Raw genomic sequence first — 12,475 nt, 5'->3', positions numbered from 1 at the left:
AAACTTATGAAAAAAATAGCAGTTTTAGTACCATGTTATAATGAAGAACTTACTATAAAAGCAGTAATAGAAGACTTCAAAAATACAATACCAGAAGCAGATATATATGTATATGATAATAACTCTAAAGACAATACAGCAAAAATAGCTAAAGAAGCAGGAGCGATAGTAGTTCCAGAGTATCGTCAAGGTAAGGGGAATGTTGTCAGAAGTATGTTTAGAAATATAGAAGCTGATTGTTATATAATGGTAGATGGGGATGATACTTACCCAGCGCAAGATGCTTACAACGTAGCTAAGCTAGTATTAGAAGGTAAGGCAGATATGGCAATAGGGGATAGATTATCAAGCACATATTTTACAGAAAACAAAAGACCTTTCCACAATACAGGAAATAGACTAGTAAGAATGCTTATAAATAAAATATTTAAAAACAATGTAAAAGATATAATGACAGGATGTAGAGCATTTAATAGGACTTTTGTAAAATCATTCCCAGTATTATCGAAGGGATTTGAAATAGAAACAGAAATGAGTATACATGCACTAGACAAAGGATTCATAATAGGTGAAGTACCTATAGCATATAGAGATAGACCAGAAGGAAGTGAATCGAAGCTTAACACTTTCAGAGATGGATTTAGAGTTATAAAAACTATAATAAACTTATTTAAAGATTATAAACCACTTGCTTTCTTTGGGATAATATCTCTAATACTAGCAATAGTAGGTGGAGCTATGATGGTACCAGTACTAAATGCATACTTTAAAACAGGTCTAGTACACAGGTTCCCAACACTAATAGTAGCTGTAGGTATGTTAATATGTTCAATAGTATCTCTAGCATGTGGTCTAATACTAGACACAGTAAAAAAACACTCTGACCAATTCTACGAAATATCATTAAACATGATAGAATCAGCTAGAAAAGGGGATTGTTAATTTGAAGAAAAAAAGTATAAATATATTTATAATATTTATAGTCCTTATAGCTGGATTCTTTGGGAGTATGTCACTTTCTTATAGGATACCAAATACTAGAATAAAGTGGCATGTACAAGAATCAGTAGAGCAATTTAAAGCAGAAGGAGTTTATCCAAGATTATTTTTTGGTACACCAGCAGCTCAGTTAGACAACTTTACAGATACATGGATGCTTAATATAGCATTATCGGCAGACAGCGATAATCCTATAAAATCATCTCTAAAAAATGATTACATGGCTTCAGATGGAGACCAAGTACAGCAACTTGAAAAAGCAGCATATAATCCTGGTGACACAAGGATGAGTAGCTATAGTAGGTACTGGCATGGATACTTAACTTTCTTAAGACCATTATTATTAGTACTTAATTATAGCGAAATAAGATTTTTGAATATGTGTACACTATTTTTATTATTTACAATAGTAAACATATTGCTAAAAAAGAAACTAGGAACAAGGGTTATGCTTGGATTTTTATTTAGTATGATGCTTGTAATGTTTATGATAGTACCTATGTCTATACAGTTTTCTAGTACGTTTTATATAATGTTTATTGCTATGATAGTAGTACTAACCTTATATGAAAAGATTGATAAAGAAAACTTATCACTATATCTTTTCTTTATAATAGGAGCAGTAGCAAGCTTTTTAGATTTATTAACAGTACCACTGATAACTATAGGCATACCTATGGCAGTGTATATAATGTTAATAAATAAAAGAACTACCTTAGAAGACTTCTTAGAAGTAATAAAAGGTTCTATTATATGGGCATTAGGCTATGGATTAACATGGGCTAGCAAATGGATAATAGCAACTATAGTATTAAAAGAAAATATAATAAAAAATGCACTAGACCAAATACTAGTGAGAACTTCAGACACAGCAAATGAAATAAGCTATACAGCGATGGATACTATAAAAAATAATACCGATATGATTTTTAATGACCTTACAATAAAAATATTTGCAGTAATTATAGTGATTTGGCTAATAAGTCTAATATTCTTTGGAAGCATACAAAGTATCTTAAAAGCTACACCGCTATTATTAATAGCTTGTATGCCAATAGTATGGTATATTGTTCTTAAAAATCACTCAAGTATACATTATTGGTTCACATATAGAAGTTTGGCAGTAAGTATATTTGCTATACTAGCGTTTATGGGTAGATGTTTGGATAATGATAAAATAATGTATAAACTAGGAGGCTATCATTGGAATATTTAAAAATACTAGTACTTTCAATGATACCTGTGACGGAGCTTAGAGGTGCAATACCTATAGGGATTGCTATGAATCTTAATCCTATAGGAGTATATATAGCAAGCGTTTTGGGTTCTACTCTTGTAGCTATACCTTTGATACTTACTTTTAGACATATATTATTTTTTATGAAAAAAAATAATCTCTTTCCAGGTATTATTAAAAAGATAGATAACAAAATAGACAAAGGTGTCAAAAAAATGAAGAAAGCATCTATACTAGGTATAATACTTTTTGTAGGTGTACCACTACCTACTACAGGAAGCTGGACAGCTTCTGCAGTGGCATCTATTTTACATATGAGATTAAAGGATGCTATATTTGGTGTATTAGTGGGGAATATAATGTCAGGGATAATAGTATCTATGCTATCTCTTCACATAATATAAAAGAAATATAATATATAAAAAGCAGAGGACTTATAAGACTATGTTTCTGAAAAAAACAAAAAAACTATTAATAATATACGCATTGTTAATAATAACATTTTTAGCAGTGATTGTTTCAGCTTATGCTATACCTAACAAAAGAATAAACTGGCATGTAGCTGATTCTATAGAGCAGTTTGAAGCTGAAGGAGTATATCCAAAGATGTTTTTTGGAAGTAGTGCTGCTCAGTTAGATAACTTTACTGACTCTTGGATGATTAATATGGCATATAGCGCCGATAGTGACAATATTATAAAGTCAGCTTTAGAAAATCCTCATATATCAGCTAATGGATATGCAGAAGGTAAATATACAAAGATAGAAAATTTAAAAGAAGCGGTATATAACCCAGACAATACTACAAGAGAAACTTATAGTAGATATTGGCATGGGTATATGGGAATACTAAGACCATTACTTTTATTCTTTAGCTATCAAGAAATAAGGTTCTTAAATATGTGTGGACTGTTCTTACTGTTTATGACGGTAAGTTATTTGCTTAAAAAGAAGCTTGGAACTGGTGTTATGCTTAGTTTCTTCTTTAGTATGATGACCGTAATGTTTATTATTGTTCCTATGTCCATACAGTTTTCAAGTATGTTTTATGTAATGTTTATTAGTATGATATATATATTACTCAATCATAAAAAGATAGAAAGAAATGAGTGGTTGGTGTATGTGTTCTTTATTATTGGTTCAGTAGCTAGTTTTTTAGATCTTCTTACTGTACCACTTATTACACTGGGTATACCACTTATGATATATACATTATTGAAGGAAAAGCAAAGCTTTGTAACAAACTTTGTAGATATAATAAAGACCTCTATACTGTGGGCACTTGGATATGGAGTTACTTGGGCAAGTAAGTGGGTTATTGCTAGTGTGGTTCTTAAGGAGAATGTTGTGGCTGATGCTCTTGGTCAGATATTAGTTAGGACAGGGGATTCTACTTCTGGCGGTGCTATTACGGCTATAGATGTGATAAACAGTAATACAGAGCTTATATTTAATGATTTGACATCAAAGATATTTGTAGTATTATTTGTACTATGGATTATAGCTATGATATTTTTTAGAAAAGATACGGTAGATATAGTTAAGTTTTTACCCGTACTTGTTATAGGGCTTATGCCTTTTGTATGGTATGTGGTGCTTAAGAATCATTCTATGGTACATTTTTGGTTTACTTATAGAAGTCTAGCTGTTACGGTGTTTAGTATACTGACTTTTATGGCAAATTGTATAGATAAGAAAAAAATCCTTTATTAAAATAAAGGATTTTTTTGTTGTATGTAAGAAGTAGTTATTACAGATATTGCTATACTTAAGTAAATAAGGTACAATATACGTATATTAATGGTAAAATATTCCATAAAATAACATGAGGTGAGAGATATGTTAAAGAGAAAAAAGATAATATCAAAGTTGATAGCTACAACGATGATAACTACAAGTATAGCATCTATGTTTGTAGTAAATGCTAGTGCACTGTCGGTGTCTAGTAGCACTTTAGCTGGAGCAAATAGATATGAGACAGCTGTAAAAATTAGTGAAAGTGGTTGGACAACTGCTACAAATGCAGTATTAATCAATGGAGATAAAGGACTTGTAGATGCACTTACAGCAACTCCATATGCATCTTCAAAAAATGCTCCAATACTTATCACAAGCAAAGATAAGTTAACAGCAGAAACAAAAGCAAGACTTACTAGGATGAATGTAAAGAATGTTGATATAGTAGGTGGAACAGCTGTTGTTTCTACTGCTGTAGAAAATGAATTAAAAGGAATGGGAATAACAGTTAAAAGAATAGCTGGGAAAGATAGATTTGAAACATCTGTAAAAGTAGCTGAAGCTATAGATGCTATATCTGATGTTTCTAAAGTGGCGGTAGTTAACGGATGGACAGGATTACCTGATGCTGTTAGTATAGCTGCACCTGCTGCAGATAACAATATGCCTATATTATTATCTGATCCTAAGACTGGTGTAAGTCAAGCTAAAGCGTTTATTGATAGGGAATCTATATATAGAAGCTATGTTATAGGTCAGACTGGTGCTGTATCTGATAGTATAATGAACAGCTTACCAGGAACAAAGACTCGACTAGGTGGAACTGATAGACATGATACTAATACTAAGGTTATAAGAGAGTTTTATTCAAGTAGATCATTAGACAATATATATGTAGCTAAGTCTGGATATGTAAAAAATAATGAAGAGCTGGTTGATGCACTGGCTGTTGGAGTACTTGCGGCTAAGAATAATGATCCTGTACTTATAGTAGGAAAGAGTTTAGGCGATAGTCAAAAAACTTTACTTGCTGGTAAAGAGTTTAGTAGAATAACTCAAGTAGGTAATGGTATACCTACTCAAAGTATAAATGATATAAAAAATACTCAAGCTGATGTTGAGGCTAAAGTAACAGGTGTATCTATGGTTAACTATAAGACTATAGAGCTAAGAGGTACTGATTTAGATAAGTTAAGTGCATCTAGTATATATATGAGTGGAAACTCAGTAGCATCATATAGTGCTGATTCATCAACAAAAGCAACTGTAGTATTTACAAATGCATTCAATAATGGAACAAATACTGTAAAGGTAACAAGTAATATAGGTAACACTACTACACATACTTTTTCTTATGGTAGTACAATAAGTAGTGTTCAAGCGACTACTAAAACGGTAGCTCCAAATGGGATTCAATATCTTAAGTTTACAGTAAATGGAAACCAAGAAAGAAGTATAGAAGAACTAAAAGCCCTTGGATGGACAGTTCAGTTTAAATCAGCTTCAGCAATATTCTATAATGAAACAAATCCAGCAGCTTCGGCAACAACAACTTCTAAAAGTGGAAAGTTAATGACTAGCGGAACGCTGCCAACTGAATTTATATATGAGGTAACTTTAACTAAAGGGAGTACAGTATTAAATAGCGAAAAGCAAGCTGTAATTGTTAAGGCAGAAAATAATTCTATAAAAAATATAAAATCATATGACAGAGAATTCACTGAATCAAAAATGCAATTTGAAAGTAGTAAATTATTAGTAGGGGAAGCTTTTGATATAAAAAATATGAAAGTAGATAAACAAAATGGGACAGAGGAAACATTGAGTACAAGTTCCCAAATACTAGGGGCGGGAATTGAAATAACATCTTCTAACCCAACTGTATTGACAGTTAATGGTACTAATATAAAAGCTGGATCAGAGGGATCTTCAACAATAACTATAAAATCAGGAAGCGTAAGCAAACAATTTTCTGTAAATGTAGTAAAGGCTTCAACAAACGCAAGAGTACCGAATCGTGCAACTTTCTATTTAGGAAATAGTGCAGTATCAACAGTAAATATGGTAAGTGGATCTAGAAACCTATCAGTAAAAGTTAAGGTTGTAGATCAACATGGAGATCCTATAGAAGAAGATTTTTCTATAAAGCAAAATATAGATACTACAGCAACTACGGCTCTTACTGTGGCGAAAGTAACTAATCCTAGTCCTACATTTAATAGTAAAGGTGAAGCTGAATTAGTACTTCGATCTGAGGATGTGGATAAAATAGGAAATGGAATACTTAGAATCCAAAAAACAGAAAACAGTACAATCAAAGATATTGGTACTTTAAATGTATCGGTAGCTAAAGTAAGTAATACTACTACGTATAGAATGGATATACCGACTGGAAAAGATTATATACTAGATAAATACTATCCTAAGCAAGATGCATCTAAGAAAGATGATGAACTAATTGTAACAGTTAATGAATTATCGTCAAATGGATATGTTATAGGACCTAAGGATATATCTGATTCAGAATATACAAAATATACAATTGAAGTATTCAATAGTAATGGAACATCAAATAATACAATAGTAACAGCTGAAAAAGGAACAACAACTGGTACAATAAAGATAAACACAATAGCGAATGACTTAACAGGAAGTGCTATTGTTAGATTATATGAGACTAATGGGACTACTAAAAAACAAATAGGAGGGAATATATCTGTTACAGTTAAAGATTCTACTCCAACAATTGATGTAGCGAGAACTAAGATAAATCAACCGTCAGCTATAACTAAGTTTAGCACTGATAGAACACCTGAATTCAATATAGAAGATTTGTTTGATATAAGTTATGTAAAGATAGATCCAAGTGCAACGGAGAATGATAAAGATAATGAAGCTAAATTCAAAAAAGTAGTTGGAGGAATAGTTCTAAATGGATATGCATCTCCAGAAGTACTTATGTCTATAAATAGTACTGATCCAGATAAAGCAGAAGCTACTTTATTTATAGATGAAAATGGAGATGGTAAGTTAACTACTACGGGAGATATTACAGATTTAATATTATCGACTGTTAACATAGAACTATCAAATATAGTTGAGACTACTCCTGCAAGAACTGACTATACAAAGATAAGTTTAGCAAGTGGTCAAAAAGGTAAGATAGGCTATATTATAGCAAGGTTATACCACGGAGACTATTCTGAGAGTAAAACGCCATTTAAAAATATTACAGTAGATGTTAATATACCTAATAATTAATAAAAAAAGCCTTGGTCATTGACCAAGGCTTTTTATGTGAGAAATACGTTAAAGAGATGTTAAATTCTTTTTAACGTATTTTTATTATATAACAATGTCGAAAAAAAATAAAGTATAAATTTTAAAAAATAAACAAATTTAAAAAAACTTATGATTATTTAATAAATTAAAGGTGTAAAATGTCGAAAAATAAAGAGTGATTTGCATGTATAAAAATAATGTAATAAAATGCGATAAAACGTTGAAAAATAGAGGAATTTGTTGGAAAAAAATGGTATTAAAAACGTTGAAAACTGATTGATTATATATTATGATTTATTTGTGAGAGATACGAAAAAATTATAATTTACATAAAGAGATGTAATATAAAAATGTTGGGGAGGAAATACAATATGTTAAAGAAAAAGAATATAGCAATGGTAATGGCCGCTGCTACAGTTGCAACTTCAGTTGCTCCAGTATTCGCTGCAGTAGAAACTCAAAACGTTGACGAAGCAACGTTAATAGCAAAGGTTAAGGAAGTAATAGATGTTACTTACTTCAATTCAACAGATAAGGTTTATGAAGTTAAGCTAAATGGATCAGTTACACCGATAACAGATATAAAAGCTTTAGAATCAGCAGTAGCTGATGCTAAAATAAATGATACAAGCTTAACTGTAACAATAGAAGATAAGGGACATGTTAAAACAAATGGAAGAATAGAAAAAACTTTAAATACTAAAAATAGATTCTACCAAGATAGTGATTCAGTGGTTGGATTCAATGGAGAATCATTACATACATTAGTAGATACTGCTGCAACAACTACTCTAGGTTCATCAATAGTTAAAAATGTTGATTTCCTAGATGCATACGGAGTTAAGTTAAGTTCAGCTTTAGATACTACAGCTAAGGAAGCAGTTATAACATTAGCTAGTGGAAAAGAAATAAAGTTAGCAGTTGGAGATAAGCAATTACAATTCTCAGAAGCAGTAGATGCTAATGGTAACTTAGTTGATTTAGTTGCAGCTAAAGGAGACCCTCAAATAGCTAAGCAAATAGTTGGATTCAAGACATTAGAAACGACTTCTGCAGATGTGCCAGTACCTAGCAAATTAGTAGAATCATTTGAATTTAATGTTAAAGAAGATAGTAAAGTAGAAAGAAATTTAAGTGATTACTATACAGAAGATGGATATACAAAAGAAGGTGTTAATTTAGTAACTAAATTAAGAGCTGCAGGTGCTGGAAGTCATGCTGATGGAAGAACAACAGTTGTACACAATGGTAAAGAGTATGCAATGGATGCTACAGATTTAACAACGGCTGCTGCTGTAAAAGTTAATAAAGAGGGCAAATATGAAGTAACAATACCTGTTAAAGTAATATTAAACAAAGATGTTGCTGATATGGCAACTAAAGGTAAAGATATTAAGATAGTAATAACTTCTCAATCACATACACAATTATTACAAGTTGTAAATGATATAAATGGATCAAATGTTATTGAAGAAGCTACTCCTAAATATGATGTTTTAGCTGGAGCTAATAGATTTGAAACAGCTGTAGAAATAAGTAAAGAATCATTTGATAAGCATGATGTAGCAGCTGGTAATAAAAAAGCAGGTGCTGTTGTATTAGTAGGAGAAGATGCGATAGTTGATGGTTTAGCGGCAGCTCCGTTAGCAGCTAAAAATAATGCTCCTATATTATTAGCTAAGAAAGATGTAGTTACTGATGAAACTATGAATGAAATAAAAAGAGTTGTAGCTAAAGACTCTACTATATACTTAGTTGGTGGAGAAAATGTAATAAGTAAAGAAGTTGAAGCTCAATTAATAAAAGAAATGAATGCTAAGATAGTAAGATTAGCAGGAGATGATAGAAGTGAAACATCTTTAAAAGTAGCTAAAGAGGTTAAAGGTGGTGGAAACTTAACAACTGCTTATGTTGTAGGTGCTGATGGTGAAGCTGATGCTATGAGTATAGCGGCAATAGCTTCAAAAACTGGTAGCATAGCTCCAATCATAGTATCTCCAGCTTCAGGACTTACTTCTAATGCTAAAGATTTCTTATATGCTAATAGAGCGAATTTAACAGATGTAGACGTAATAGGTGGAACTAGTAAAGTTTCTAAGCAAGTGATAAAAGATATACAAGATAACTCTAATCTTACAACTGTAGATAGAGTTGCTGGTGAAACTAGACATGAAACTAACGCAGAAGTTGTTAAAAAATACTTCGCAGCAAACTCAATAACTAATGTTGTAGTTGCTAAAGATGGATATGCAGAAGGTAATGGAAAATTAATAGATGCATTAACAGTTGCTCCTTTAGCTGGTAAAAATGCAGCTCCAATAGTTTTAGCTACTGAAGATTTAACTGCTGAACAAAATACTGCATTAAAAGCATCAATAGGAATAAATAATGCTGATTCTAACACTAATAAGTTAACTCAAGCTGGTAAAGGTGTTGCTACAACAGTTATGAACAAAATAGTTAAATTATTAAACATACAATAATTACTATTATTAATAAATGATAAAAAGGGATTTCTCATCTTGAGAAGTCTCTTTTTATTTCTACAAAAAAATATAATATATAAACTTATTTCTTTACTGTTAAAAAATTCCCGTAGTTAGTAAAATTACTGTATAATAAAAGAGTACAACTTGTAAGGGGGGAAAAAGATGTCAGTTTTAGACAAAATAATAAGCAAATCAGACGACATAGAAATAAAAAGGCTAAATCAATTAGTGGATAAAATAGACCAACAAGAAGAAAAAATCCAATCATTAAGTGATGATGAACTAAAAAATATGACAAACATATTTAAAGATAGATTAAACAATGGGGAGACTTTAGACGACATACTAGTAGAAGCTTTTGCAGTAGCAAGAGAAGCATCAAGAAGAGTCCTTGGTATGCGTCAATACAGAGTTCAGCTTATAGGTGGAATAGTTCTTCACCAAGGTAAAATCGCAGAGATGAGAACTGGAGAAGGTAAGACTCTTGTTGCGGTGGCACCAGTATATCTTAATGCTCTTTCTGGTAAAGGGGTACATGTAGTAACAGTAAATGATTACTTAGCAAAGCGTGATAAAGAAATCATGCAACCAGTTTATGAGTTTTTAGGAATGAGTGTGGGAGTAATAATACATGATCAAGATCCAATAACAAGAAAGCAACAATACCAATGTGATATTACATATGGTACTAACAATGAATACGGATTTGATTACTTAAAAGATAATATGGTAACAAATAAATCTGATGCAGTTCAAAGAGAGCTTAACTTTGCAATAGTAGATGAGGTGGACTCAATACTAATAGATGAAGCGAGAACACCACTAATAATCTCAGGAACTGGTGATGAAAGTAACAAACTTTATAATTATGCTGATACTTTTGTAAAATCTCTTAAAGAATCAGAATATGAAAAAGATGAAAAAGATAAAACAATAGCGCTTACAGAAGAAGGGATGAAAAGTGCAGAAACCTTCTTTAATATAGATAACATAACAAACATAGATCATATAGAAATATATCATCATATTAACCAAGCATTAAGAGCACATAAAATGATGGACAAGGATGTAGACTATGTTGTTAAAGACAATGAAATACTAATAGTAGATGAGTTTACAGGAAGAATAATGGATGGGAGAAGGTATTCTGATGGTCTTCATCAAGCTATAGAAGCCAAAGAAGGTGTTGAGATAAAAAGGGAATCTAAGACACTTGCTACAGTAACCTTCCAGAATTTCTTTAGAATGTACAAAAAACTATCTGGAATGACAGGTACAGCAAAGACTGAAGAAGGGGAATTTGAGTCAACTTATAGTATGAATGTTGTTCAAATACCTACCAACAAACCTGTACTAAGAGTTGATTTAAATGATAAAGTATTTAAAACAGAAAAAGCTAAATACAAAGCAGTAGTAGAGGAAATAGCTAGAATCCATGAAACTAAGCAACCTGTGTTAGTGGGGACTGTATCTATAGATAAATCGGAGCTACTATCAAGTATGCTAAAAAAGCGTGGTATAGAACACAATGTGCTAAACGCTAAGAATCATGAGAAAGAAGCAGATATAGTAGCCAAAGCTGGAAAGTTAGGAGCTGTAACTATTGCTACAAATATGGCAGGTAGAGGGACTGATATATCTTTAGGTGCAGGAGATAAAGAAGAAGAAGAGAAAGTAAAAGAACTTGGTGGTCTATACGTAATAGGAACAGAAAGACACGAAACAAGAAGAATAGATAATCAGCTTAGAGGTCGTTCTGGTAGACAGGGAGACCCTGGTACTTCAAGATTTTTTGTGAGTTTGGAAGATGATGTTATTAAGCTTTATGGCGGGGCAAGTATAGAAAAGATAATGAAAAAAGTAAGCCAGAGTGATAATGAAGCTATAGAAAATAAAAACTTGTCAAAGGCTATTGAGAGAGCTCAAAAAGCAATAGAAGGGCGCGATTTTGAAATAAGAAAAAATGTATTAAAATATGATGATATAATAAATCAGCAAAGAAAAGTTATTTATGCTGAAAGAAACAAAGTATTAGATAATAGTGGGTTAGAAGAAGATATCCAAAAGATGGTAAGAAAAATCATTGAAGATAAAGCTGAGAGATTTATTAAGAAAAATAAAGATTACTATGGTTTCTTAAATAGTATTCATAATGCTTTTATGCCTAAGGAATCTCTTATAATACCTGATATGGATAAGATGTCTCAAGAAGAAATAGTGGAATACACATATGGCATATCTAAAAGAGTCTATGATCTTAAAAAGATGGTTGTCGGTGTTGAGAAACTTGGGGAATTAGAAAAGAGAGTTTTATTAGAAGTTGTAGATTCATATTGGATAGACCATATAGATGCTATGGATCAGTTAAGACAAGGGATAGGTCTAATGGCTATAGGTCAAAAGGATCCTGTTAAAGAATATGCAGTACAAGCATATGATATGTTTGAAGAATTAAACAATCAGATAAGAACAGAGACAATAAAATATTTATATAAATTTAACTAATATAAAAAGCTCACACTTAATAGTGTGAGCTTTTTGCAAATTAAAATGCCCTGGAAGTCTCCAAGGCATTTTAGTGTGAGAAATACGGAAAAAGAGATGCATTCATTCTTTTTTCCTTATTAAGATTATACTATAAGTGAATACAAAAGTCGAGAAAATACAAAATTTTAGTAGGTAAAAATTTACAAAATTGTTACCTTTCATTGTAAAAAACTGTATATAACAA

Annotated in this window: 7 protein-coding genes; all 7 read left to right on the top strand. The window is 31.4% G+C overall.

Annotated elements, in window-relative coordinates; translation table 11 throughout:
• Positions 1-6: 6 nt before the first annotated feature.
• The 7 genes from ACI48P_RS05535 (at position 7) to secA (ending at position 12,249) form a co-directional block, all read left to right on the top strand.
• Positions 7-942, top strand: coding sequence for a glycosyltransferase family 2 protein (locus tag ACI48P_RS05535; RefSeq protein ID WP_475214341.1), 936 nt, complete (start codon positions 7-9; stop codon positions 940-942).
• A gap of 1 nt (position 943) precedes the next feature.
• A complete protein-coding gene (locus tag ACI48P_RS05530; protein ID WP_475214339.1) occupies positions 944-2,215 on the top strand; it encodes a hypothetical protein in 1,272 nt (423 codons plus the stop codon).
• A complete protein-coding gene (locus tag ACI48P_RS05525) occupies positions 2,203-2,640 on the top strand; it encodes a COG2426 family protein (RefSeq protein ID WP_475214337.1) in 438 nt (145 codons plus the stop codon). Before ACI48P_RS05530 ends, ACI48P_RS05525 begins: the two co-directional genes overlap by 13 nt.
• 40 nt (positions 2,641-2,680) lie before the next feature.
• The gene (locus ACI48P_RS05520) at positions 2,681-3,949 is read left to right on the top strand and encodes a hypothetical protein (protein WP_475214335.1); all 1,269 of its coding nucleotides are present in this window, start codon (positions 2,681-2,683) and stop codon (positions 3,947-3,949) included.
• A gap of 126 nt (positions 3,950-4,075) precedes the next feature.
• Entirely contained in the window at positions 4,076-7,234 is a 3,159-nt protein-coding gene (locus tag ACI48P_RS05515) for a cell wall-binding repeat-containing protein (protein ID WP_475214333.1), read from the top strand.
• 392 nt (positions 7,235-7,626) lie between these two features.
• Positions 7,627-9,738, top strand: a complete 2,112-nt coding sequence (locus ACI48P_RS05510) for a cell wall-binding repeat-containing protein (RefSeq protein ID WP_475214331.1) — start codon at positions 7,627-7,629, stop codon at positions 9,736-9,738.
• 168 nt (positions 9,739-9,906) lie between these two features.
• Positions 9,907-12,249, top strand: coding sequence for a preprotein translocase subunit SecA (gene secA, locus ACI48P_RS05505; protein ID WP_475214329.1), 2,343 nt, complete (start codon positions 9,907-9,909; stop codon positions 12,247-12,249).
• Positions 12,250-12,475 lie beyond the last annotated feature (226 nt).

The organism is Romboutsia sp. LXY-2 (assembly GCF_056171995.1).
The sequence above is the reverse complement of the archived record's forward strand: the minus strand, read 5'-3'. Positions and strand labels throughout refer to the sequence as shown.

Bases quoted from the DNA above. Each gene is read 5' to 3' on its own strand.
- ACI48P_RS05520 (WP_475214335.1), top strand. From the start codon at position 2,681: ATGTTTCTGAAAAAAACAAAAAAACTATTAATAATATACGCATTGTTA.
- ACI48P_RS05515 (WP_475214333.1), top strand. From the start codon at position 4,076: ATGTTAAAGAGAAAAAAGATAATATCAAAGTTGATAGCTACAACGATG.
- ACI48P_RS05510 (WP_475214331.1), top strand. From the start codon at position 7,627: ATGTTAAAGAAAAAGAATATAGCAATGGTAATGGCCGCTGCTACAGTT.
- secA (WP_475214329.1), top strand. From the start codon at position 9,907: ATGTCAGTTTTAGACAAAATAATAAGCAAATCAGACGACATAGAAATA.
- ACI48P_RS05535 (WP_475214341.1), top strand. From the start codon at position 7: ATGAAAAAAATAGCAGTTTTAGTACCATGTTATAATGAAGAACTTACT.